Genomic DNA, 22,710 nt, shown 5'->3' on the forward strand with positions numbered 1-22,710 from the left:
TATTTTTGTAGGACAACCCTGAAACACTCTTCAGAAAATACCCGCAAAGCCGATGGTTAGGCTGTAAGCCGCTTTTTATCTCTGTCCATCGGTGCTTTCCCATGTTCAATAAACGCTTGAAGCAGGAGCTGTCGGCTCTTCGCGAAGAACTCTCCAGCCTTCTGCAAGTCAAGGAGAGTCTGGAAAGCGAGATGCTGGTCCTGACCCTCGACCCCGATGGGCGGATTCAATCGGTCAACCAAAACTTCATCGGCGAGATGCTCTACAAAAGCAACGACCTGATCGGCCGTCATATCGAAGACCTTGTCCCGGTCCACGTGAAATCGGATGAATTCCATCACCGCTTCAAGGCCGCGCTGGGCCGTGGCGAACACTTTGCCGGCGCGGTCCGTTTGCTGCGTGGCAACGGTGCCGAAGCCTGGTTGCGTTCGATCATGCAGCCGGTGCGGTCCTCGGACGGCCGGATCAAGAACTACGTGATTTACTCCAGCGACCTGACCCGCACCATCGAGGCGTCTCGTGAGCATGAAAACCTGATCGGCGCGCTGGTGCGCTCGACGGCGGTCATCGAGTTCGACCTCAATGGCAACGTGCTGACGGCCAACGACCGCTTCCTCAGCGGCATGGGTTACAGCCTGGCGCAGATCCAGGGTAAACATCACCGTACCTTCTGTGAGCCAGAGGAATACAACAGCGCCGAGTATCAGAACTTCTGGCGTCGCCTGAACGCCGGCGAGTTCGTGGCCGATCGATTCAAACGCATCGACAGCCACGGTCGCGTGATCTGGTTGGAGGCTTCCTACAACCCGGTGGTCGACGCCAACAACAAGCTCTACAAAGTGGTGAAGTTTGCAACGGTGATTACCGATCAGGTCAATCAGGAGCAGGCCGTCGCCGAAGCTGCCAACATCGCCTACAGCACTTCTCAGCAAACCGACCAGAGTGCACAGCGCGGAACTGCCGTGGTGACCCAAGCCGTAGACGTGATGCGTGACCTGGCCAAACACATGCAAACCGCCGGTGAAGGCATCGAAGCACTGAACGAGCAATCGCTGGTGATCGGCACCATCGTCAAAACCATCAGCGGCATCGCCGAACAGACCAACCTGCTGGCGCTCAACGCGGCCATCGAAGCGGCTCGCGCCGGTGAACAGGGTCGCGGGTTTGCAGTGGTGGCGGACGAGGTTCGGCAATTGGCCTCGCGTACCAGCCAGGCGACGGATGAAATTGTCGGCGTCGTGCGTCAGAACCAGGACATGGCGCGCAACGCCGTGGCCCTGATGACTGATGGCAAGCTCCAGGCTGAACAAGGTCTGGCGCTGGCGGCGGAGGCGGGCACGGTGATCGTCGAGATCCAGGACGGTGCGCAGAAAGTGGTGAACGCGGTCGGGCAGTTTGCGAACCAACTATCGACTTGATGCTATCTATCCGGAGCGGGTAGTCCTCAAAAAGGCCTACCCCGCCCGGTAGGCCTTTCCTCGTTCCTGCATACGACTCAATCCCCCAACGCTTCCCCCTCGCGCCGTGGATCAGCCCCGCCGGCCAATGCCGCTTTTCCCTGCGCATCCTTGACCCGAACAATCGCCTGGGTCCCGCTGGTCATGTCGATCTCGCTCACGCTGTGCCCCTTGTCCTTCAGCGCCTGAATCAGTGCCGGGCTGAATTGACCCTGTTCCAGTTCGGTCGGGCCGTTGCGACTGCCGAAGTTGGGCAGGTTGATGGCGGCCTGTGGGTCGAGGTTCCAGTCGAGCAGGCCAATGGTGGATTTGGCCACGTACTCGATGATCTGCGAGCCGCCGGGCGAGCCGACAGTGGCCAGGAGCTCGCCGCTCTGGCGGTCGAAGATCAGCGTTGGCGCCATGGACGAGCGCGGGCGTTTGCCGGGTTCGACGCGATTGGCGACTTTTTGCCCGTGCTCTTCGGGGATGAACGAGAAGTCGGTCATCTGGTTGTTGAGCAGAAAACCCTGGACCATCAAGTGTGAGCCGAATGCCGCTTCCACGGTGGTGGTCATGGACACGGCGCCGCCCTCGTCATCGACCGCCACCACCTGCGAGGTAGAGATGCGCAGCGGCGAGCGGTCCGGTGCGTAGGCGACCTGAATACCCGGCGGGGTGCCGGGTGTGGCCTGACCCATGCTGCGGTCGCCAATCAAGGTCGCGCGTGTCGCCAGATAAGTCGGGTCGACCAATCCTTTGACCGGCACGGGTACGAAGTCGGTGTCGGCGACGTACTGCGCGCGATCGGCATAAGCCAGGCGCTCGGCTTCGGCGATCAGGTGCACGGCTTCAGGGGCTGGCTCGATGCCCGCCGGTTTGCTGGTCTTGACCGGTTTGAGTGGTGCCAGGGCAAAGCGTGGGTCGCGAGTTTCCAAGGCCTGCAAGGTGCCGAGGATTTGCGCCACGGCGATCCCGCCCGATGACGGCGGCGGCATGCCGCAGACCTGCCAGCGTTTGTAGTCGGTGCACAGCGGCGCGCGCTCCTTGGCCTTGTAGCCTTGGAGATCGTTCAGCGACAGGCTGCCGGGGTTGGTATGCCCCTGAACCTTGGCGACGATTTCTTTTGCGATCGGACCGTTGTACAGCGCGTCGGGACCTTCCTTGGCGATGCGCTTGAACACCGCGGCGAGTGCCGGGTTTTTCAGCTGCGTACCGATGGCTTTCGGGTGGCCATCGGCAGTCAGAAAGTAGGCGGCCATGTCCGGTGAGCGCTGGATAAACGCGTCGGCCGCAATCAACTGATGCAGTCGTGGCGAGATGGCGAAACCTTGTTCCGCCAGTTTGATGGCGGGCTCGAACAGCCTCGCCCACGGCAGGCGACCGTGCTTTTGATGGGCCAACTCCAGTGCTCGCAACACACCCGGTGTACCCACCGAGCGCCCGCCGATCTGCGCCTGGGTGAAAGGCATCGGTTTGCCGTCGGCTTGCAGGAACAGTTTCTCGGTGGCGCCAGCCGGTGCGGTTTCGCGACCGTCGTAGGTGCGCACGGCCTTGCCATCCCACAGCACAATCAACGCGCCACCGCCGATACCCGACGACTGCGGTTCGACCAGCGTCAACACCGCTTGCATGGCAATGGCCGCATCAATCGCCGAGCCACCCTCGCGCAGCATCTCCCGCCCGGCTTCGGCCGCCAGCGGGTTGGCGGCTGCGGCCATGTGTCTGGAGGCGTGCCGCGTCTGCAGGTCGGTGCGATAACCGGAGGTGATTTCCGGCGCGACCGGCAAGGTCGAGACCGAAGGCGAAGAGGGCGGGGCGTTACACGCAGCGAGGGTTAAAGCGGTGGCGATCAGCGAAAAGGCTGACAGGCGATAGCGACTCAAGTGGAAGGCTGAGAACACGTGGGGCACTCCGTCCATGGGATAAAAGGTCAAGGGACTTTATCGACCGAAGGAGTCGTACGCAAATCAGGGTTCGCCCGCCACTTTTCTCAAGGCATAAAAAAACGGCCTACCTTTCGGTAAGCCGTTTTTAGTACTTGGTGGCTACACAGGGACTTGAACCCCGGACCCCAGCATTATGAATGCTATGCTCTAACCAACTGAGCTATGTAGCCAAGTGGCGCGCATTATTCACCTGGAACGACGATGCGTCAAGCGTAAATCTAAAATATTTCTCCACACTTTCAACCGCTTATCCCGCTGACCCGAAAAATCGGGTCAGCGGGGGGCATCAACCGAGCTGAAATCTCCCGGTATTCGCACTCAAGGCCTTGCTGCCCTGGCTCAAGGTGTCCGCGGCGAGGTTCACCGCCCGCGCGCCTTCGAGCAAGCGTACCGCCGCCTGATCGACTTGCTGGATGTTGCCGCTGACTTCATCGGCGGTGCTCGCTTGCTCTTCAACGGCAGTGGCGATTTGTGCCAGTGTGTCGGTGACGCTTTGCACCGCGCTGGCGATTTCCCCCAGGCGTTCGCCAAGACCGGTGACGGCTTGCGCATCCGATTGCGCCTGGCCGCAGGCGGCTTCCATCAGGCTTACCGCTTCGTTCACGGTGCTGCGCAGACTATCGACGGTGCCGGCGATCTGCGCGGTGGAGGACTGGGTGCGTTGCGACAGGCTGCGCACTTCATCGGCCACCACCGCAAAGCCGCGACCCTGCTCGCCGGCCCGTGCGGCCTCGATGGCGGCGTTGAGGGCCAGCAGGTTGGTCTGCTCGGCCACGCCGCGAATGGTATCGACCACCAATTGAATCTGCTGCCCTTGCTCGCTGACCCGACCCAGTGCCGCCGCCGTGTCGTTCAGCCGCTGATTGAGCTGCTGAATACTCGCCGTCGTGCGCTGGCTGTCGCGGCTGCTGTCGGCGGCGATGCGCTGGGTATGCTGAGCGCTGCCAGACGCCTGTTCGCAACTCTGGGCGACCCCTTGTGAGGTGGCGGCCAATTGCGTGGCCGCTGCAGCGATCTGGCTGATCTGCAACTGCTGGGCTTCGACTTCGCCAAGAGCACCGCTGGAGTGATCGTTGAGGGTGCGCACCGCGTTGCTCAACTGCAGGGTTTCGTGATCGACCCCCAGCAAACTATTGCGCAGTTGTACCACCGCGACGTTAAGCGAGGTGCTGATCGCCGCCAGTTCGTCGCGGCCCTGTACCGGTACTTGCAAGCTCAGATTGCCGTCACGCAGCGCTTCGGCCAATAGCGTGATGCCGCTGGCGCTGCGACGGATCGAGGCCTGTAAACAGATGAACAGGTACAGCGCGGCCAGCAGCAGGCAGCCAAAAATTGTCGCCACCAGGATGAACTGGCGGATGGCCGAGCCGTGGTAATAATCCAGCCGTTGATCCAGCGAAACCAACGATTGCTGACGCAGCGAGGCGAGGTTGCCGAGGAGGGCGTCGAGACTACGTTCGAAGTCTTCGGGTTTGAGGTTGATGCTGCCACCGAAGACGCCGTCGTCCAGCACTTTCAAACCGGTATCCAGCTGCTTGAGGCTGTCATGGTATTGCCCGGCCCAGGTTTGCAGGGCGCTGGGCAGGCGCGCCTCCAGCAGGCTGCCAGTTTTCACCAGCTGTTCCCGAGCGTCGCCGATGCGGCTGCGCAAGTCCCGCAATTGCAGGCGGCTTTGCAGGGTGAACTGCCCGGACACCACCGAAGCTTGACCAACCGCGGCGAGGCGACCGACCCGTTCGATCAGGTCCGGTGCGTGTTGAGTGGAGATCTGCGTCAGCAGATAAGTTTCCAGCCATGGCGCGAGGGTCAGGCGATTGTCCATGGCGATTTGTTCGCGCAAGGCTTGCAGGGCGCTCAAGGCATTGGTGAAGCGATCGTAGCCGTCCGGCCACCATCCAACGCTGCTCAGGCTTTTCGAATCCAGGCCAGTGAGGGCGCTTTGCAGGGCTTGATAGCGGGTGAGGGTCTCGCCCTCGGCGCCTTCGGTTTTCAGGGCATTGCCCAAATCCGTGGTGGCTTGGGCCACGGCCGGCTGAACCGTGTCGAACGCTGCCATCGCCGCGATAGTTGCAGGTGTCGGCTGGCGATTGGTTTCGGTGGCGCGCCAGCGAGCGGCGCGGTCACGCTGGGCGGAGAGCAAGTTGTCGAGCGCATCCAGGGCAATCAATTGCCGGACCCCGGCGCGTTCGCCGGAGATCAGGCTCAACTTTTCACGATAGTCCTGGCCGATCATCCACAAGCTGCCCGCCAGCGGCAGGATAAACAACAGAAACAGCAGCTGAAATTTGCGTGCGAAGCCGAAACGCCCCAGCAGCCCGATCCCCGGTGATAAAAAAGCCTGCATGCCCCATGACTCCTCTGGACACCACGCACCATTGGCGTGCGTCGAGGCCATTGCGACCGCGACTGATGTCCTTCTAAAAGGCCTCGAAAGTTCACCTTGGTCCGCTCTGTAGGCCGACTCTGTAGCGAAACTTCCCATTCTCGGTCCCCTTTGTAAGGGGCCGCGTTGAAGCGGATAAGCAAGGCAAGATTCAGACCATGGCTTTGCGCTATCACCTTTTTTGAGGTCGTTAGCAGGCTAAGGGGATGGCGCGATTGCACCGAAAAATGGCACATTGACCGACCTGCCTGTGCGCACCCATCCGCAGTACGGAAACTCTCATGGCCATCAGCAACGTTCAGTCCGCCGCGACATCGGCGCCCGCTCCTTCACAAAGCAGTCCGCTGGTCATGCGCATCATCGGCGCAGTGGCGCTGGCGCATTTGATCAACGACCTGATTCAGGCGGTGCTGCCGTCGATCTATCCGATGCTCAAGGCCAACTATGGCCTGACCTTCACTCAGGTCGGCCTGATCACCCTGACCTTTCAGCTGACGGCCTCGCTGTTGCAGCCGTGGGTTGGTTACCACACGGATCGCCATCCCAAGCCCTGGCTGTTGCCGGCCGGCACTGTCTGCACATTGATCGGCATTCTGATGATGTCGGTGGTCGGCAGCTTCCCGATGATTCTGCTGGCGGCGGGGTTGATCGGTATCGGCTCGTCGACTTTTCACCCGGAAGCTTCTCGCGTCGCGCGACTGGCCTCGGGTGGGCGCTTCGGGCTGGCGCAGTCGACGTTTCAGGTCGGCGGTAATGCGGGTTCGGCCTTCGGGCCGTTGCTGGCGGCGGCAATCATCATTCCCTACGGTCAGGGCAATGTGGCCTGGTTCGGCTTGTTCGCGCTGTTTGCGTTGTTCGTGCTGTACCGGATCAGCCGCTGGTACGCCAATCACTTGAACCTGTTCAAACTCAAACAAGGTCAGGTAGCGACGCACGGTTTATCAAAAGGCCGGGTGATCAGTGCTTTGGTGGTGCTGGGGTTGCTGGTGTTTTCCAAGTATTTCTACATGGCCAGTCTCACCAGTTACTTCACGTTCTACCTGATCGAGAAGTTCGACCTGTCGGTGGCCAGCTCGCAGCTGCATCTGTTCCTGTTTCTTGGTGCGGTAGCGGCGGGGACCTTCTTCGGCGGGCCGATCGGCGACAGGATCGGGCGCAAGGCGGTGATCTGGTTCTCGATCCTCGGTGTGGCACCGTTCACGCTGCTGCTGCCCCATGTGGACCTGTTCTGGACCAGTGTGTTGAGCGTGGTGATCGGTTTCATTCTGGCCTCGGCGTTCTCGGCCATCGTGGTGTATGCGCAAGAACTGGTGCCGGGAAATGTCGGGATGATTGCCGGAGTGTTCTTCGGCCTGATGTTCGGTTTCGGCGGGATTGGCGCGGCGTTGCTCGGGCATTTGGCGGATATTCACGGCATTGAGTACGTGTACTTCCTGTGTTCATTCTTGCCTTTGCTTGGGGTATTGGCGATCTTCCTGCCACGGACCAAAAAAGTTTGACCCCCGCAGCCCTGTAGGAGCGAGGCTTGCCCGCGAAGGTCGTTACGCGGTTTGCCTGAATAACCACGTTATCGTTCTTCGTGGGCAAGCCTCGCTCCTGCAGGGGCAGTCGACAGACACAAAAAAGCCGCGTCTAGACGCGGCTTTTTCTTGGGCGGGTGTTTTTTCCTGAAAACTTAGACGTTGAAACGGAAGTGCATCACGTCGCCGTCTTTAACGATGTAGTCCTTGCCTTCCAGGCGCCATTTACCGGCTTCTTTGGTGCCGGCTTCGCCTTTGTACTGGATGAAGTCGTCGTAGGCGATGACTTCGGCGCGGATGAAGCCTTTTTCGAAGTCGGTGTGGATCACGCCGGCAGCTTGCGGTGCGGTAGCACCGACGCGGACGGTCCAGGCGCGAACTTCTTCGACACCGGCGGTGAAGTAGGTCTGCAGGTGCAGCATTTCGTAGCCGGCGCGGATTACGCGGTTCAGGCCAGGCTCTTCGAGGCCCAGGGCTTCGAGGAACATGTCTTTCTCTTCGCCGTCTTCCAGCTCGGCGATTTCGGCTTCGATCTTGTTGCAGACCGGAACCACCACGGCGCCTTCTTCTTCGGCGATGGCCTTGACCACGTCCAGCAGCGGGTTGTTCTCGAAACCGTCTTCAGCGACGTTGGCGATGTACATGACCGGCTTGGTGGTCAGCAGGTGGAAACCGCGAATCACCTGCTTCTCGTCGGCGCTCATGTTCTTCATCAGGCTGCGCGCAGGCTTGCCCAGGGTGAAGTGAGCGATCAGCTGCTCAAGCAGGCCTTTCTGGACCACTGCGTCCTTGTCACCGCCCTTGGCGTTACGAGCGACTTTCTGCAGTTGCTTCTCGCAGCTGTCGAGGTCGGCGAAGATCAGTTCCAGGTCGATGATTTCGATGTCGCGTTTCGGGTCGACGCTGTTGGAGACGTGAATCACGTTCTCGTCTTCGAAGCAGCGGACCACGTGGGCGATGGCATCGGTCTCGCGGATGTTGGCGAGGAACTTGTTACCCAGGCCTTCACCTTTCGAGGCGCCGGCCACCAGGCCTGCGATGTCGACGAATTCCATGGTGGTCGGCAGGATGCGCTTGGGCTTGACGATGGCCGCCAGGGCTTCCAGGCGCGGATCCGGCATCGGCACGATACCGCTGTTGGGCTCGATGGTGCAGAAGGGGAAGTTTTCGGCCGCAATCCCGGACTTGGTCAGGGCGTTGAACAGGGTGGACTTGCCGACGTTAGGCAGGCCGACGATGCCGCAATTGAATCCCATGGTGTTTCCCCTCGGGTAAGAGTCAGGCCTTCTGGCTGTGCAGGTTTTTCATCGCGCGGTTCCATTCACCGGCGAGGATATCCGGCAGCACGCCGAGGGCAAAGTCGATGCTGGCATCGAGTTTTTCCTGTTCGGCGCGTGGCGCACGACCCAGGACGAAGTTTGAAACCATACTGGCAACGCCCGGGTGGCCAATGCCAAGCCGCAGGCGGTGAAAGGTATTCTGATTGCCCAGTTGCGCAATGATGTCGCGCAACCCGTTATGACCGCCATGGCCGCCGCCCTGTTTGAGCTTGGCAACGCCCGGAGGCAGGTCGAGTTCGTCATGCGCCACCAAAATCTCTGCAGGCGTAATGCGAAAGAAGCCGGCAAGTGCCGCTACGGCCTGGCCGCTGCGGTTCATGTAGGTGGTGGGAATCAGTAGACGAACATCCTGACCCTGATGCGAATAGCGTCCGGTCAGGCCGAAATATTTGCGATCGGCCACAAGGTTGACACCCTGTACCTGCGCGATGCGCTCAACAAAAAGGGCCCCTGCGTTATGCCGGGTCTGTTCGTATTCAGCGCCTGGATTTCCCAGGCCAACGATCAGTTTGATGGCAGTCACGATAGGGGCCCTTCCTTGAAGTGGTGGATAACATCGCCGCCATCAGGGAGTGCGGCGAAAGTGGACGACAAGTGCTCATTTACCATTATGTAAACTCCGCGTTCTCGCCCGCTTTCTCGCTACGCTCTAGTCCGCGATGTTTCCGGTCACTCCGGCGTACAGAGTGAAATTACTCTGCAGCGCCTTCTGCAGCTTCTGGAGCAACACGTGGAGCGTGAACGTTGGCAACAGCCAGGTCGTTACCGTGAGCCAGAGCAACAAATTCAACGCCTTTAGGAGCGCTGATGTCGGACAGGTGAATGATCGAGCCGACTTCGGCGTTAGCCAGGTCAACTTCGATGAATTCAGGCAGGTCTTTCGGCAGGCAGGACACTTCGATTTCAGCAACAACGTGCGAAATCTCGCCGCCTTTCTTCACCGGAGCAGCTTCGTTGATGAAGTGCACTGGAACGATAGCGGTCAGCTTTTGGCCAGCAACTACGCGTACGAAGTCAGCGTGCATCACGTGGCCTTTGGCCGGGTGACGCTGCAGAGCCTTGATGATTACGTTTTGCTTGGTGCCGCCAACGTTCAGCTCGATGATGTGGCTGTAAGCCGCTTCGTTTTCGAGCAGTTTGGCAACTTCTTTAGCCAGCATGCTGATGGATTCAGGGGCTTTTTCGCCACCGTAAACTACAGCTGGAACCAGGCTTGCGAGACGACGCAGGCGGCGGCTCGCACCTTTCCCCAGGTCGGAACGCACTTCAGCATTCAGAGTAAAATCGTTCATGTTGTATCTCCAAAATAACCACATTCGCCCCAGCGTTTGCGACCAGCGCTAAAGGCGATATGGGCAAAAAAGCCCCGCCCCGACAGGAATGCCGGGGCGGGGCGCTTTTCGTCAACAGGATGTAATGAAAAGGGCAGGGCCCTTAACGGAACATCGCGCTGATCGATTCTTCATTGCTGATGCGGCGGACCGCCTCGGCAACTACCGGTGCGATATCCAGTTGGCGGATACGCGCACAGGCTTGTGCTGCAGCGGACAGCGGGATGGTGTTCGTCACCACCAGCTCGTCCAGCACGGAATTTTCAATGTTTTCGATCGCCCGACCCGACAGCACAGGGTGCGTGCAGTAGGCGAAAACCTTGGCAGCGCCATGCTCTTTCAAGGCCTTGGCCGCGTGGCAGAGAGTGCCGGCGGTATCGACCATGTCATCGACCAGAATACAGGTACGCCCTTCGACATCACCGATGATATGCATCACTTCAGAGTGATTGGCTTTCTCACGGCGTTTGTCGATGATCCCGAGATCCACGCCCAGGGATTTGGCAACAGCTCGTGCACGCACGACGCCGCCAATGTCCGGGGACACGATCATCAGGTTTTCGAAGCGCTGATCTTCAATGTCATCCACCAGTACCGGGGAGCCGTAGATGTTATCTACCGGAATATCGAAGAAACCCTGGATTTGGTCAGCATGCAGATCAACCGTGAGAACACGGTCGATGCCGACTACGGTAAGCATGTCAGCAACGACTTTCGCGCTGATAGCCACACGTGCGGAACGCGGACGGCGATCCTGACGGGCATAACCAAAGTAAGGAATAACAGCAGTGATACGAGTAGCCGAGGAGCGGCGGAAGGCATCAGCCATCACTACCAGTTCCATCAGGTTATCGTTGGTCGGAGCGCAAGTCGGCTGAATAATGAAGACATCTTTACCGCGGACGTTTTCATTGATCTCGGCTGTAATTTCGCCGTCGGAAAATTTACCGACAGAGATGTCACCGAGAGGGATATGCAGCTGACGTACGACACGCCGAGCCAGATCGGGGTTAGCGTTCCCCGTAAAGACCATCATCTTGGACACGCGCAGTACCTGAAGGCTGAGGGTATACCTGGATGAGTATAGGAAAATGGCAGGGGCGGCTGGATTCGAACCAACGCATGGCAGGATCAAAACCTGCTGCCTTACCGCTTGGCGACGCCCCTGTATCTGTTGCAACGAGTACCCAGTACTCGATTCCTTTTAGAGCAGACTTTGCAGCTTGCGATGCAACATCGAAACGTTGCTTCCTTTTGCTACAAACCCTGTAAGGGTCTCTGTAAGAAGGGCCGAGACTTTATCAGCTTCAGCTTTGCTTGGGAAGCCCCCAAACACACAACTTCCAGTTCCGGTGAGTTTTGCTTCGGTAAAATTACCTAACAAATTCAATGCGTTACGTACCTCTGGATAACGCCTTGCTACCACCGGCAAGCAGTCATTTCGACTGTTTCCCTTGGGAACGGGGCGCACTTTAATGGGAGGAGAGTTACGTGTCAACAGCGGATCTGAAAAAATTTCTGCTGTACTTACAGATACTTGCGGCACCAGCACCAGATACCACGGTTCCTCGGGTTCTACAGGCGTGAGTTTCTCCCCCACGCCCTCGGCGAAAGCCGCGTGGCCACGCACGAAAACCGGGACGTCGGCGCCAAGCGTCAGGCCCAGCGCGGCCAGCCTGTCGTCATCCCAGCCCAGTTGCCAAAGGTGATTGAGGCCCAGCAACGTGGTTGCCGCATTCGAGCTGCCGCCACCGATTCCGCCGCCCATGGGCAGGATTTTTTCGATCCAGATGTCGATGCCCAGTGAACAACCGGATTGCTCCTGGAGTTTTTTCGCGGCTTTGACAATCAGGTTGCTGTCGTGAGGGACGTCGGCGAATTCGGTGTGCAACCGAATCACGCCATCGTCGCGAACGGCGAAGGTGATTTCATCGCCGTAATCGAGAAACTGAAAAATCGTCTGCAACTCGTGGTAACCGTCTTCACGGCGACCGAGGATGTGCAGCATCAGGTTGAGTTTGGCGGGCGAGGGCAGTGTCAGGCGTGGGGCTGTCATCTTCACTGCCCCAGTTTGCGCGGTTGCCAGTCCTTGATCACCAGTGTGACATCAAGGTCGGTGCCGTGCAGTTTGATCCGCTCGGGCAGCCAATAGCCGTTTTGCTCGGCATAACTGAGGTACTCGACCTGCCAGCCATCCTGTTCGAGATTGGCCAAGCGACTGTCGACGTCCAGGGTCAGACGACTTTTGCTGTCCGGGGCCGGGAGACCGCGAACCCACCACGCCAGATGGGATACCGGCAATTTCCAGCCCAGTTGTTCTTCGACCAGGGCTTCCGGAGTCGACGCGTCATAACGGCCCTGATTGGCCACTTCCAGCGAAACTTTGCCGGGGCGCCCGGTCAAACGGGCCGCGCCACGACCCAGCGGACCGGAGAGGCGGATGTCGTAGTAATCCTGGCGCTGCAGCCAGAACAAGGTGCCGCTACCCGAATCTTTTGGCGCGCGGATACCGATCTTGCCGTTGATCTGCCAGCCGTCGAGGCTGCTCAGTTGCTGTTTGTGCTCGCGCCATTGGGCCGGGTTACCGTGCCCCCCGACCGATTCACGGGCGCCGAAGCCCGCGCAACCGGCGAGCAGGGCGATGAAGCTGAAAACGATGATGTGGCGCAAAAACATAATCTTAGAGAGTCTCTGATCCGGTCAGGCGCTTGATGGTGCTGCGCAGGGTAGGGCTGTCGGGCTGTTCCTTGAGGAACTTGCTCCAGACTTGTTTGGCTTCGCGTTGTTTGCCGTTGGCCCACAGGACTTCGCCCAGGTGAGCGGCGACTTCCTGATCGGGGAAGCGCTCCAGCGCCTGGCGCAAATAGCGCTCGGCTTCGTCGAGATTGCCCAGGCGGAAATTCACCCAGCCGAGGCTGTCGAGAACGGCCGGGTCTTCCGGGTTCAACTGGTGCGCCTGTTCGATCAGGGCCTTGGCTTCGGCGTAGCGCGTGGTGCGGTCGGACAGGGTGTAGCCGAGGGCGTTCAACGCCATCGCATTGTCCGGGTCGCGCTTGATGATCAGTCGCAGGTCTTTTTCCATCTGCGCCAGGTCATTACGTTTTTCCGCCTGCATGGCCCGGGTATACAGCAAATTCAAATCATCCGGGAATTTCTGCAGGGCTTGCTGCAGGACGTTCCAGGCCTTGTCACCCTGTTTGTTGGCCGACAGGGTTTCGACTTCGATCAGGTACAACTGGATCGCGTAATCGGGTTGCTCGTCGCGCTGGGCCGCAAGACGGTTTTGGGCTTCGGCGGTCCTGCCGTTGTTCATCAGAATATCGGCCTGACGCAATTGCGCTGGCAGGTAATCGTTGCCCGGCCCGACCTGGGCGTACTCGATCAGCGCGCCCTGGGGGTCGTTGCGCTCTTCAGCGATACGCCCAAGGTTCAGGTGCGCCGAGTCGACGTGGCTTTCCCGGGCGATCAAGTCTTCCAGATAACCTTTTGCTTCGTTCCAGGCCTTGGCTTCCAGGCAGACCAGAGCCAACGAATAACGCAGTTCGTCGTCTTCCGGGTATTGCTGCACCAGGCTCGAGAACTCGACCTTGGCGTCGTCCATACGGTCCTGTTCGACCAGCATGCGCGCGTAGGTCAGGCGCAGGCGTTTGTCGTCCGGGTATTTCTTGATGCTTTTTTGCAGCAACGGCAAGGCTTCATCGCCACGGCTGAGCCCTTGCAACAGGCGCGCGCGCAGCAGAATCGGCGCTATTTCGCCTGCTTCCGGCGGGTTGTCTTCGAGCAGGGTCAGCGCGCCTTTGGCGTCGCCATCCTGTTGCAACAGCAAGGCCTTGCCGAAAATCAGCTGGTTGTTGTGCGGGTGGCGCTGCAACAAACGGTCAAAACCTTTCATCAGGCCGTTGCGGGTTTCCTGATCGGTATCGGCCGCAGACAGGGCGAGGAAGTCGAAATGAGTGTCGCCTTTGCCTTGCAGGACTTTTTCCATATAAGCCATGGAGTCGTCGTAACGTCCGGCGCGGGCGAGTTGCACGGCCGCTGCCCGTTGCGCCTCAAGATCGTTCGGGGCGTTTTTTGCCCAGATCAGCGAAGTGTCGAGAGCCGCTTGATCGGCGCCCAGGTATTCGGCAATGCGAAATGCCCGCTCGGAGATGCCCGGATCCTGGGTATTGATGGCCTGGGTCACGTAGTTGTCCAAGGCAATGTCGTAACGATTGCGCTGGCCAGCCAGTTCGGCGCTCAACAGGCTGAAGACGGTTTCTTCGCTGAACGAGCTGTAAACCTTGGGCTTTTCAGGCGCCGGAGTGCTGTCTTCGACCGGCGGCGTACCGTCCGACGAAACGGGTGCCAAGGCCTGGCAGCCGCTGAGGAAGACAAAAGCGAGGAGCAACGCGGAAGATCTATTCATATAGGAAGAGGACGACTAACCTGCGGTCGGATCATCATGACACAAGCCTTCGGCCAAACATAACCGCCCGGCCAATTTACCCGCACACGCAATCCGGGCAGGCCCGGCGCCGGTGTAAACGAGAACGGATCGCAGCTTCGGCAGCGTCAACCGGGATGATAGATATCGAGTGGTTGTTCTGGCTCTGTCGAAGTAGGACAATTGTCGGCTTCACGTCACCATCAGCGACCTTGAATGGCCTTCCTTGCACTCGGTATTAACCACAAGACTGCTTCAGTAGACGTCCGCGAGCGCGTGGCCTTTACCCCTGAGCAGCTGGTTGAGGCCTTGCAGCAGCTCTGCCGACTCACCGACAGCCGCGAAGCTGCGATCCTCTCCACCTGCAATCGCAGTGAACTGTATATAGAACAGGATCACCTTTCGGCTGACATCGTGCTGCGCTGGCTGGCCGATTATCATCATTTGAGCCTCGACGAGCTGCGTGCGAGCGCTTATGTGCATGAAGATGATGCGGCAGTTCGCCACATGATGCGGGTCGCCTCCGGGCTCGATTCGCTGGTGTTGGGTGAACCACAGATTCTTGGCCAGATGAAATCGGCCTACGCCGTGGCTCGCGAGGCGGGCACCATTGGTCCGCTACTCGGGCGTTTGTTCCAGGCCACGTTCAATGCGGCCAAACAAGTGCGAACTGACACCGCCATCGGTGAAAACCCGGTGTCGGTGGCGTTTGCCGCGGTCAGCCTGGCGAAGCAGATTTTCAGTGATTTGCAACGCAGCCAGGCCTTGCTGATCGGCGCCGGCGAGACCATCACCCTGGTCGCCCGCCATCTGCATGAGCTGGGTGTGAAGCGAATCGTGGTCGCCAACCGCACCCTGGAGCGCGCAAGCACCCTGGCCGAGCAGTTCGGCGCCCACGCGGTGTTGCTCTCGGACATCCCGACAGAATTGGTGCGCAGCGACATCGTCATCAGTTCCACCGCCAGCCAGTTGCCGATTCTCGGTAAAGGCGCGGTGGAAAGTGCCTTGAAATTGCGCAAGCACAAGCCGATCTTCATGGTGGATATCGCTGTCCCTCGGGATATCGAACCGGAAGTCGGCGAGTTGGACGACGTTTATCTGTATAGCGTCGACGATCTCCACGAAGTGGTCGCCGAAAACCTCAAGAGCCGTCAGGGCGCTGCCCAGGCGGCCGAAGAGATGGTGTCGGTCGGTGCCGAAGATTTCATGGTTCGCCTGCGCGAACTGGCGGCGGTGGATGTGCTCAAGGCTTATCGTCAACAAAGCGAGCGCCTTCGCGACGAAGAACTGCAGAAGGCCCAGCGCATGCTCGCCAATGGCAGCAGCGCCGAGGACGTGCTGGTGCAACTGGCCCGTGGCCTGACCAACAAACTCTTGCATGCCCCGAGCGTGCAATTGAAAAAGCTCTCTGCCGAAGGCCGCCTCGATGCGCTGGCCATGGCCCAGGAACTCTTTGCCCTCGGTGAGGGCTCATCGGATAGCTTTTCGGATAAGAAACCGCAATGAAAGCGTCACTGCTCAATAAGCTGGACATCCTCCAGGACCGTTTCGAGGAATTGACCGCCCTGCTTGGCGATGGCGAAGTCATTTCCGATCAGAACAAATTCCGCACCTATTCCAAGGAGTACGCGGAGGTCGAGCCGATCGTCGACACCTATAAACAGCTGCTCAAAGTGCAGGGCGATCTCGAAGGCGCAGAGGCACTGCTCAAGGACAGCGACCCGGATATGCGTGAAATGGCCGTGGAAGAAGTCCGCGAAGCCAAGGAACGATTGATCGAGCTCGAAGCCAGCCTGCAACGCATGCTGCTGCCCAAGGATCCGAACGACGGTCGTAACGTGTTCCTCGAAATCCGCGCGGGCACTGGCGGTGATGAAGCGGCGATTTTCTCCGGCGACCTGTTCCGCATGTATTCGCGTTACGCCGAGCGGCGTGGCTGGCGGGTAGAGATTCTCTCGGAGAACGAAGGCGAACACGGTGGCTATAAAGAAGTTATCGCCCGCGTCGAAGGCGAGAACGTCTACGGCAAACTGAAGTTCGAATCCGGTGCGCACCGTGTGCAGCGGGTTCCGGCCACTGAGTCTCAAGGTCGCATCCACACCTCGGCCTGCACCGTGGCCGTGTTGCCCGAGCCGGATGAGCAGGAAGCCATCGAGATCAACCCGGCGGATCTGCGGGTCGACACCTATCGCTCCTCCGGTGCCGGTGGTCAGCACGTCAACAAGACCGACTCGGCGATTCGTATCACGCACTTGCCGTCCGGTATTGTCGTCGAGTGCCAGGAAGAACGTTCCCAACACAAGAACCGCGCCCGGGCGATGTCCTGGCTGTCGGCCAAGCTCAACGACCAGCAGACCAGCGCCGCGGCCAATGCCATCGCCAGCGAGCGTAAATTGCTGGTCGGTTCCGGTGACCGCTCCGAGCGGATCCGTACCTACAACTTCGCCCAGGGCCGGGTCACCGACCATCGGGTCAACCTGACGCTGTATTCGCTCGACGAAATTCTTGCGGGCGGTGTGGATGCTGTGATCGAACCGTTGCTGGCCGAATACCAGGCCGATCAATTGGCAGCGATAGGTGAGTAAATGACGATCATTGCCAGTTTGCTGCGCGCCGCCGATTTGCCTGATTCGCCCACTGCGCGTCTGGATGCCGAATTGCTGCTGGCGGCTGCCTTGGGCAAGTCCCGCAGCTTTCTGCATACCTGGCCTGAGCGTATCGTCCCGAGCGAAGCGGCACTGAAGTTTGCCGAGTATTTGCAGCGCCGTCGTAGTGGTGAGCCAGTGGCCTATATTCTGGGCCAGCAAGGCTTCTGGAAGCTTGACCTGGAAGTCGCGCCCCACACGTTGATTCCGCGTCCCGACACTGAATTGCTGGTGGAAGCTGCGTTGGAACTGTTACCGGCCACCCCAGCCAAGGTGCTCGATCTGGGCACCGGCAGTGGTGCCATCGCCCTGGCGCTGGCCAGCGAGCGTCCGGCCTGGAAGGTCACCGCCGTGGATCGCGTGCTGGAAGCCGTGGCCCTGGCCGAGCGCAATCGTCAGCGCTTGAACCTGAACAATGCCACGGTGTTGAGCAGCCATTGGTTCAGCGCTTTGGAAGGCCAGCGTTTTCAACTGATCATCAGTAATCCGCCCTACATCGCTTCGACCGATCCGCATCTGGTGGAGGGCGACGTACGCTTTGAGCCGGCCAGTGCCTTGGTGGCGGGCGTCGATGGGCTCGACGATTTGCGTCTGATCGTCGCCCAGGCACCGAATTATCTTGAAGCGGGTGGCTGGTTGATGCTCGAACACGGTTACGATCAAGCCTGTGCGGTGCGCGATTTACTGCTGACCCGCGGCTTTGAAGAAGTCCATAGCCGCACCGATCTGGGCGGTCACCAACGCATCAGTCTGGGGCGCTTGCCGTGCTGAATGATCAGGAATTGCTGCGATACAGCCGGCAGATTCTGCTGCAACACGTCGACATCGACGGCCAATTACGGCTCAAAGAAAGCCGTGTGCTGATTATCGGTCTCGGTGGCCTCGGTTCGCCGGTTGCGCTGTACCTGGCCGCGGCCGGTGTCGGTGAGTTGCATCTGGCGGACTTCGACACGGTCGACCTGACCAATCTGCAACGCCAGATCGTTCACGACACCGACAGCGTCGGCCTGAGCAAGGTCGATTCGGCGATCCGTCGCCTGACCGCAATCAATCCAGAGATTCAGCTGATCGCCCATCGCACTGCATTGGACGAGGATTCGCTGGCCGCCGCTGTTGCCGCGGTGGATCTGGTGCTGGACTGTTCCGACAATTTTTCCACCCGCGAGGCGGTCAACGCTGCGTGTGTGGCCGCGCGCAAGCCGCTGGTCAGCGGTGCGGCGATTCGCCTGGAGGGGCAATTGTCGGTGTTCGATCCGCGTCGCCCAGAGAGCCCGTGCTACCACTGTTTATACGGGCACGGCAGCGAGGCCGAGTTGACCTGCAGCGAGGCGGGCGTCGTCGGTCCTTTGGTCGGGTTGGTCGGCAGCCTCCAGGCACTGGAAGCGCTGAAACTGCTGGTGGGGTTCGGCGAGCCGCTGGTGGGGCGCCTGTTATTGATCGATGCCTTGGGCTCACGCTTCCGTGAATTGCGGGTCAAGCGTGATCCGGGCTGCAGCGTCTGCGGGTCGCGCCATGCGTGAAGCGCCGATCGGCGTGTTCGATTCCGGTGTCGGCGGGCTGTCGGTGCTGGCCGAGATCCAGCGCCTGCTGCCCAACGAGTCTCTGTTGTACTTCGGCGATTGCGGGAATATTCCCTACGGCGAGAAAACCCCGGCATTCATCCGCCAGCGTTGCAGTGTCATGGCGCAGTTCTTTCAGCAGCAAGGCGCCAAGGCGCTGGTGCTGGCTTGCAACACCGCGACGGTGGCTGGCGTTGCGGACTTGCGGCGCGATTACCCCGAGTGGCCTATCGTCGGCATGGAGCCTGCGGTCAAACCGGCCGCTGCGGCGACGCGCAGCGGTGTGGTCGGCGTGCTCGCCACCACCGGTACTTTGCAGAGTGCCAAGTTTGCTGCCTTGCTCGATCGTTTCGCCACTGATGTACGGGTGATTACTCAGCCGTGCCCAGGGCTGGTGGAGCTGATTGAAAATGGCGATCTGCACAGCGAGACATTGCGTCAGTTGCTGCAAGGGTATGTCGAGCCGCTGCTGGCTGCGGGTGCAGACACGATCATCCTTGGCTGCACACATTATCCCTTCCTGAAGCCGCTGCTAAAGCAGATGCTTCCGCAAAGCATCAGCCTGATCGATACCGGTGCTGCCGTGGCGCGGCAACTTCAGCGTTTGTTGGCCGAGCGTGAGTTGCTGGCCGAGGGACCCGCTCGCGGTGCACAGTTCTGGTCGAGTGCTGACCCTGTGCATTTCAGAAATATCTTGCCGATACTCTGGAATATGTCTGGGGTTGTGCGAAGCTTCGAAGGGTAGAGACGCGTAGCAAACGAATAATTGGGGTGAACTTCTGATTCAACGGGGACCTTTTTAGCTTTGTTTGTTGAGCAGTATAAAAACCATACTAAATTGTTCGGAAAAGGATGTTTCTAATGAAGCGACTATTCTGTTTGGCCGCGATTGCGACCGCATTGATGGGGCACAGTTTTACCGCGCAGGCGGCGGGGGTGGAGTTCGGGGTTGGCGAGACCAGCGACTCGACCATGACTTACCGATTGGGCATGCAGTTCGATTGGGACAAGAGCTGGTTGCAGAGTGATATCGGTCGCTTGACCGGCTACTGGAGCGGCGCTTACACCTACTGGGATGGCGACAAAACAGCGAGCAATCACAGCTTGTCGTTTTCGCCGGTGCTGGTGTACGAGTTTGCCGGTCAAACCATCAAACCCTACGTCGAAGCGGGTATCGGTATCGCGGTGTTTGCCAACACCGAATACGAAGATAACAAGCTCGGCAGTGCCTTTCAGTTCGAAGACCGTTTCGGGTTTGGCCTGCGCTTTGCCGGCGGACATGAAGTCGGGATTCGCGCCACTCACTACTCCAATGCCGGGATCAGTAACCCGAACGACGGTGTAGAAAGCTACGCATTGCATTACACAATGCCGTTGTAATCAACACTGCACCTCTAATGTGGGAGCGGGCTTGCTTCCACATTGGATCTTCGGTGGTATGAAGTGCTCGCTCACCTATACGCCGTCGCAATCCCCTGGCGTTCGGTGATGCATTCCGGCGCGCCCATTTCGAACTCCCGGCAGATCAGCGGACGCTTTTCATAGATGGTGCACATCATGCTGTTGCGATCCAGTGCGGCGCACCAGCCGTCATCCAGTCGCAGCATGACTTCACCACCCCAATCATCGGTATCGATAAAACGTTCAGGCACGCCGGTGTCAGTGATCAGCATCACTTCAAGCTGGCAGCAGCAGGCTGCGCAGGTCGAGCAGGTGACCGCAGGCTCGGCGACTTGCGTGTGGGGAATGGTTTTCATGGCGCGCAGTGTAAGGCAGTGGGCCCACGCTGTGTAAAAGGCCTGACAGACGCTCAGGCTTCACGGCAGATCCTCGAACGGCGGCTTGTTTCGCGCTTGTTCGTCGATTACCAGTCCCGTCTGGTCGGATTGTTGCGGCAGCGGCCAAAGAACAGGCATGAGCAGCTCCGGCAAGGAGAGTTCCAGTGGACGATTCTTGATCATGTCGAGGAGGTATCGCGCGGCTTGGCCCGCCGACCAGTCGATATGTAGCGAAACGTCGTTGTTTAGGGGCGCATCGATAAATCCTGGGCTGACCACGGTCATTTCGATGTTTTCCGGCGCCACGTCGATGCGTAAGGACTCGAATAAATTACGCAACCCGGCCTTTGAATCGCCGTAGGATTCAGCCCATGGCAGGGGGAGCCAGGTCACCGAGCTGGCCATGCCCACCAGGTGCGGCGCAGTGCCTGTCTGTAGCAGAGGCCGGGCGGCTGCGATGCAATAACTGCTGGCAAGCAAGTTGGTACGTACGATGTGCTCGATGATTGACGAGTCTAACTGATTGGCGTCGACGTATTCGCAGGTGCCGGCGTTAAGGATCATGGTGTCCAGAGAACCCCATTCCTGCGCAATATGCTCGCCGATTTCACGCACTCTTTGCCCGTTGGTCAAATCGCCTGCGACCACCAGCACCTGACCGGGATAGCGCTCAGACAGGTCTTTCAGTGACGCCACCGAGCGGGAGCTGACCGCCAGATGGGCACCGCTTTTCAGTATTTCTTCAGCCAGCGCAGCGCCAATACCGTTGCTGGCGCCGGTCAACCAGTATCGCCTTGGAGGTGTACGACTCATCCAAAAATTCCCTTTTTAATCCAATATATTCCTGTCTCAATTCCGTGTTCATGAGGCAACGCTGCGGCATCAATTTAATGATGGTGGCGATAAACCCTGTCGTGGTGGCAGGTTCTTGAACGCGGCGATGGCCCGCTCCCGGGAAGCGTTCAGGTTGACGATGGGCGACGGATAATCCCTCACACCGAACAGGCCGCCGAGATTTGCCGGGTTGTGCAGGTCTTTTTTATTCAATTCGTTGAGCTCCGGCAACCAGTGCTTGATGAACACCCCTTGTGCATCGAATTTTTCCGACTGGCTCAGCGGGTTGAAAATCCGGAACCAGGGCGCTGAATCGGTGCCGGTGGACGAACTCCACTGCCAGCCACCATTATTTGCCGCCAAGTCGCCATCAATCAGATGCCGCATGAAGAAACGCTCACCTTCACGCCAGTCGATCAACAGGTTCTTGGTCAGGAACATTGCTACCACCATGCGCAGGCGGTTGTGCATCCAGCCGGTTTCCAGCAATTGGCGCATGGCGGCGTCGATGATTGGCAGGCCGGTGCGACCTTGCTGCCAGGCCTTGAGCTCTTCCGGGGCGTCACGCCAGGCCAGGGCTTCGGTTTCCGGGCGGAAGGCGCGGTGCCGGGATACACGTGGGTAACCCACCAATATGTGTTTGTAGAACTCGCGCCACAACAGCTCGTTGATCCAGGTGACGGCGCCGACTTTGCCGCTTTCGAACTCGCCCTGATTGCTTCGCAACGCGGCGTGCAGGCACTGACGGGGGGAAATCACCCCAGCGGCGAGATAGGCCGAGAGCTGACTGGTGCCGGGTTTTGCCGGGAAGTCGCGTTCACTGTGGTAATAGTCGATCTGGGCGTCGACAAAGGTGTCGAGGCGGCGCCGGGCTTCGGTTTCACCGGCCGGCCAGAGGGCACGCAAGCTGTCTTTGGGAGAATCGAAACCCTCGACACAGGAGGGCGGTTCGTCGCTGCCGATAGGCAACGGAGCCTGGAGGGCGGGAGCAGCGACCAATCCGGGTAATGATGCGTGCAGGCGTTCGTAGCAGACCTTGCGAAACTGGCTGAAGACCTGGAAGTAGGTTCCGGTTCTGGTGAGCACGGTGCCTGGCTTGAACAGCAACTGATCGAGGTGGCTGTAAAAGTCGATGCCCCGGGCTTTCAGCGCTTGGGCCACCGCCGCATCACGGCGGGTTTCATGAATGCCGTATTCCTCGTTGACGTGCACCGCGTCGATCTTCAACTGCTGGCACAGTTCGAGCAGAACCTTGGGCGCCTCATCCCAGCGCGACGCCTGGCGAATCAGTAACGGAATGTTCAGGGCGTTCAGCGCGCGGCGTAATTCGCCGAGGTTGCGCAACCAGAAGTCCACTTTGCACGGCGCGTCGTCGTGCGCAAGCCACTGCTGCGGGCTCAGCAAATACACCGCCACACACGGGCCACGGGCTGCGGCGGCCGAGAGGGCGTTGTTGTCGTGTAGACGCAAGTCGCTGCGCAGCCAGATCAATTGCATGGTCGTATCCGTACG

19 protein-coding genes, 2 tRNA genes and 2 pseudogenes are annotated in these 22,710 nt (G+C 59.4%); 9 read left to right on the plus strand and 14 right to left on the minus strand.

Translation table 11 applies throughout. From position 1 onward, the window contains the following. Positions 1-191: 191 nt before the first annotated feature. Positions 192-830, plus strand: a pseudogene (locus AC1RO5_RS12515) (PAS domain-containing protein); the annotation flags it as partial. 150 nt (positions 831-980) lie between these two features. Further along, a pseudogene (locus AC1RO5_RS12520) lies at positions 981-1,418 on the plus strand (methyl-accepting chemotaxis protein); the annotation flags it as partial. Positions 1,419-1,495: 77 nt separating this feature from the next. On the opposite strand, the gene ggt reads toward AC1RO5_RS12520, so the two are convergent. The 3 genes from ggt to AC1RO5_RS12535 all read right to left on the minus strand — a co-directional run bounded on the left by ggt (position 1,496) and on the right by AC1RO5_RS12535 (position 5,729). Continuing rightward, positions 1,496-3,340, minus strand: coding sequence for a gamma-glutamyltransferase (ggt, locus tag AC1RO5_RS12525; RefSeq protein WP_493175167.1), 1,845 nt, complete (start codon positions 3,338-3,340; stop codon positions 1,496-1,498). 138 nt (positions 3,341-3,478) lie between these two features. Then, positions 3,479-3,555 (minus strand) — tRNA-Met (locus AC1RO5_RS12530). A 116-nt stretch (positions 3,556-3,671) separates the two neighbouring features. Continuing rightward, on the minus strand, positions 3,672-5,729 hold the full coding sequence (locus AC1RO5_RS12535; protein WP_493175169.1) for a methyl-accepting chemotaxis protein: 2,058 nt from the start codon (positions 5,727-5,729) through the stop codon (positions 3,672-3,674). A 320-nt stretch (positions 5,730-6,049) separates the two neighbouring features. Here AC1RO5_RS12535 and AC1RO5_RS12540 point away from each other — a divergent pair, with 320 nt between their 5' ends. After that, positions 6,050-7,267, plus strand: coding sequence for an MFS transporter (locus AC1RO5_RS12540; protein ID WP_493175174.1), 1,218 nt, complete (start codon positions 6,050-6,052; stop codon positions 7,265-7,267). A gap of 176 nt (positions 7,268-7,443) precedes the next feature. Here AC1RO5_RS12540 and ychF read toward each other — a convergent pair whose 3' ends face one another. From ychF to AC1RO5_RS12580, 8 genes are all read right to left on the minus strand, one after another. Beyond that, on the minus strand, positions 7,444-8,544 hold the full coding sequence (ychF, locus tag AC1RO5_RS12545) for a redox-regulated ATPase YchF (protein ID WP_493175176.1): 1,101 nt from the start codon (positions 8,542-8,544) through the stop codon (positions 7,444-7,446). Between the two features lie 22 nt (positions 8,545-8,566). Further along, positions 8,567-9,151, minus strand: a complete 585-nt coding sequence (pth, locus tag AC1RO5_RS12550; protein ID WP_493175178.1) for an aminoacyl-tRNA hydrolase — start codon at positions 9,149-9,151, stop codon at positions 8,567-8,569. A gap of 169 nt (positions 9,152-9,320) precedes the next feature. Then, positions 9,321-9,920 carry a 50S ribosomal protein L25/general stress protein Ctc gene (locus AC1RO5_RS12555; RefSeq protein WP_018929567.1) on the minus strand — a complete coding sequence of 200 codons (600 nt, stop codon included), beginning with the start codon at positions 9,918-9,920 and terminating at the stop codon, positions 9,321-9,323. Positions 9,921-10,062: 142 nt separating this feature from the next. After that, positions 10,063-11,004: a ribose-phosphate pyrophosphokinase gene (locus tag AC1RO5_RS12560; RefSeq protein ID WP_003171603.1), complete on the minus strand. Its 942-nt coding sequence runs from the start codon at positions 11,002-11,004 to the stop codon at positions 10,063-10,065. A 47-nt stretch (positions 11,005-11,051) separates the two neighbouring features. Continuing rightward, a tRNA-Gln gene (locus AC1RO5_RS12565) sits at positions 11,052-11,126 on the minus strand. A gap of 37 nt (positions 11,127-11,163) precedes the next feature. Next, positions 11,164-12,015 carry a 4-(cytidine 5'-diphospho)-2-C-methyl-D-erythritol kinase gene (gene ispE / locus AC1RO5_RS12570; RefSeq protein WP_493175180.1) on the minus strand — a complete coding sequence of 284 codons (852 nt, stop codon included), beginning with the start codon at positions 12,013-12,015 and terminating at the stop codon, positions 11,164-11,166. A 2-nt stretch (positions 12,016-12,017) separates the two neighbouring features. Further along, on the minus strand, positions 12,018-12,635 hold the full coding sequence (lolB, locus tag AC1RO5_RS12575) for a lipoprotein insertase outer membrane protein LolB (protein ID WP_007939752.1): 618 nt from the start codon (positions 12,633-12,635) through the stop codon (positions 12,018-12,020). A gap of 4 nt (positions 12,636-12,639) precedes the next feature. Then, a complete protein-coding gene (locus AC1RO5_RS12580; RefSeq protein ID WP_493175182.1) occupies positions 12,640-14,364 on the minus strand; it encodes a tetratricopeptide repeat protein in 1,725 nt (574 codons plus the stop codon). Between the two features lie 234 nt (positions 14,365-14,598). Here AC1RO5_RS12580 and hemA point away from each other — a divergent pair, with 234 nt between their 5' ends. The 6 genes from hemA to AC1RO5_RS12610 all read left to right on the plus strand — a co-directional run bounded on the left by hemA (position 14,599) and on the right by AC1RO5_RS12610 (position 19,966). Further along, positions 14,599-15,888 carry a glutamyl-tRNA reductase gene (gene hemA / locus AC1RO5_RS12585; RefSeq protein WP_007939757.1) on the plus strand — a complete coding sequence of 430 codons (1,290 nt, stop codon included), beginning with the start codon at positions 14,599-14,601 and terminating at the stop codon, positions 15,886-15,888. Then, positions 15,885-16,967, plus strand: coding sequence for a peptide chain release factor 1 (prfA, locus tag AC1RO5_RS12590; RefSeq protein ID WP_493175184.1), 1,083 nt, complete (start codon positions 15,885-15,887; stop codon positions 16,965-16,967). The genes hemA and prfA overlap by 4 nt, the downstream gene beginning before the upstream one ends. Continuing rightward, the gene (prmC, locus tag AC1RO5_RS12595) at positions 16,968-17,798 is read left to right on the plus strand and encodes a peptide chain release factor N(5)-glutamine methyltransferase (RefSeq protein ID WP_493175186.1); all 831 of its coding nucleotides are present in this window, start codon (positions 16,968-16,970) and stop codon (positions 17,796-17,798) included. It begins immediately after the preceding gene. After that, on the plus strand, positions 17,792-18,547 hold the full coding sequence (locus AC1RO5_RS12600; protein ID WP_018929574.1) for a molybdopterin-synthase adenylyltransferase MoeB: 756 nt from the start codon (positions 17,792-17,794) through the stop codon (positions 18,545-18,547). Before prmC ends, AC1RO5_RS12600 begins: the two co-directional genes overlap by 7 nt. Then, positions 18,540-19,331: a glutamate racemase gene (gene murI / locus AC1RO5_RS12605; protein ID WP_493175189.1), complete on the plus strand. Its 792-nt coding sequence runs from the start codon at positions 18,540-18,542 to the stop codon at positions 19,329-19,331. The genes AC1RO5_RS12600 and murI overlap by 8 nt, the downstream gene beginning before the upstream one ends. A gap of 116 nt (positions 19,332-19,447) precedes the next feature. Then, a complete protein-coding gene (locus AC1RO5_RS12610; RefSeq protein ID WP_493175191.1) occupies positions 19,448-19,966 on the plus strand; it encodes an acyloxyacyl hydrolase in 519 nt (172 codons plus the stop codon). 71 nt (positions 19,967-20,037) lie between these two features. Here the strand turns inward: AC1RO5_RS12610 and AC1RO5_RS12615 are convergent, their stop codons facing one another. From AC1RO5_RS12615 to phrB, 3 genes are all read right to left on the minus strand, one after another. Beyond that, positions 20,038-20,343, minus strand: a complete 306-nt coding sequence (locus tag AC1RO5_RS12615; RefSeq protein ID WP_018929577.1) for a YkgJ family cysteine cluster protein — start codon at positions 20,341-20,343, stop codon at positions 20,038-20,040. 60 nt (positions 20,344-20,403) lie between these two features. After that, complete coding sequence (locus tag AC1RO5_RS12620; RefSeq protein ID WP_493175193.1) at positions 20,404-21,177, minus strand: SDR family NAD(P)-dependent oxidoreductase; 774 nt, start codon at positions 21,175-21,177, stop codon at positions 20,404-20,406. A 69-nt stretch (positions 21,178-21,246) separates the two neighbouring features. Continuing rightward, a complete protein-coding gene (gene phrB / locus AC1RO5_RS12625; RefSeq protein ID WP_493175195.1) occupies positions 21,247-22,695 on the minus strand; it encodes a deoxyribodipyrimidine photo-lyase in 1,449 nt (482 codons plus the stop codon). Between the last annotated feature and the right edge of the window lie 15 nt (positions 22,696-22,710).

The organism is Pseudomonas sp. GW822-FHT02G04 (assembly GCF_058802085.1).

Excerpts from the sequence above, each read along its gene's own strand:
- AC1RO5_RS12535 (WP_493175169.1), bottom strand. The coding sequence starts at position 5,729 with ATGCAGGCTTTTTTATCACCGGGGATCGGGCTGCTGGGGCGTTTCGGC.
- AC1RO5_RS12540 (WP_493175174.1), top strand. The coding sequence starts at position 6,050 with ATGGCCATCAGCAACGTTCAGTCCGCCGCGACATCGGCGCCCGCTCCT.
- ychF (WP_493175176.1), bottom strand. The coding sequence starts at position 8,544 with ATGGGATTCAATTGCGGCATCGTCGGCCTGCCTAACGTCGGCAAGTCC.
- AC1RO5_RS12555 (WP_018929567.1), bottom strand. The coding sequence starts at position 9,920 with ATGAACGATTTTACTCTGAATGCTGAAGTGCGTTCCGACCTGGGGAAA.
- ispE (WP_493175180.1), bottom strand. The coding sequence starts at position 12,015 with ATGACAGCCCCACGCCTGACACTGCCCTCGCCCGCCAAACTCAACCTG.
- lolB (WP_007939752.1), bottom strand. The coding sequence starts at position 12,635 with ATGTTTTTGCGCCACATCATCGTTTTCAGCTTCATCGCCCTGCTCGCC.
- AC1RO5_RS12580 (WP_493175182.1), bottom strand. The coding sequence starts at position 14,364 with ATGAATAGATCTTCCGCGTTGCTCCTCGCTTTTGTCTTCCTCAGCGGC.
- hemA (WP_007939757.1), top strand. The coding sequence starts at position 14,599 with ATGGCCTTCCTTGCACTCGGTATTAACCACAAGACTGCTTCAGTAGAC.
- prfA (WP_493175184.1), top strand. The coding sequence starts at position 15,885 with ATGAAAGCGTCACTGCTCAATAAGCTGGACATCCTCCAGGACCGTTTC.
- prmC (WP_493175186.1), top strand. The coding sequence starts at position 16,968 with ATGACGATCATTGCCAGTTTGCTGCGCGCCGCCGATTTGCCTGATTCG.
- murI (WP_493175189.1), top strand. The coding sequence starts at position 18,540 with ATGCGTGAAGCGCCGATCGGCGTGTTCGATTCCGGTGTCGGCGGGCTG.
- AC1RO5_RS12610 (WP_493175191.1), top strand. The coding sequence starts at position 19,448 with ATGAAGCGACTATTCTGTTTGGCCGCGATTGCGACCGCATTGATGGGG.
- AC1RO5_RS12615 (WP_018929577.1), bottom strand. The coding sequence starts at position 20,343 with ATGAAAACCATTCCCCACACGCAAGTCGCCGAGCCTGCGGTCACCTGC.
- AC1RO5_RS12620 (WP_493175193.1), bottom strand. The coding sequence starts at position 21,177 with ATGAGTCGTACACCTCCAAGGCGATACTGGTTGACCGGCGCCAGCAAC.
- phrB (WP_493175195.1), bottom strand. The coding sequence starts at position 22,695 with ATGCAATTGATCTGGCTGCGCAGCGACTTGCGTCTACACGACAACAAC.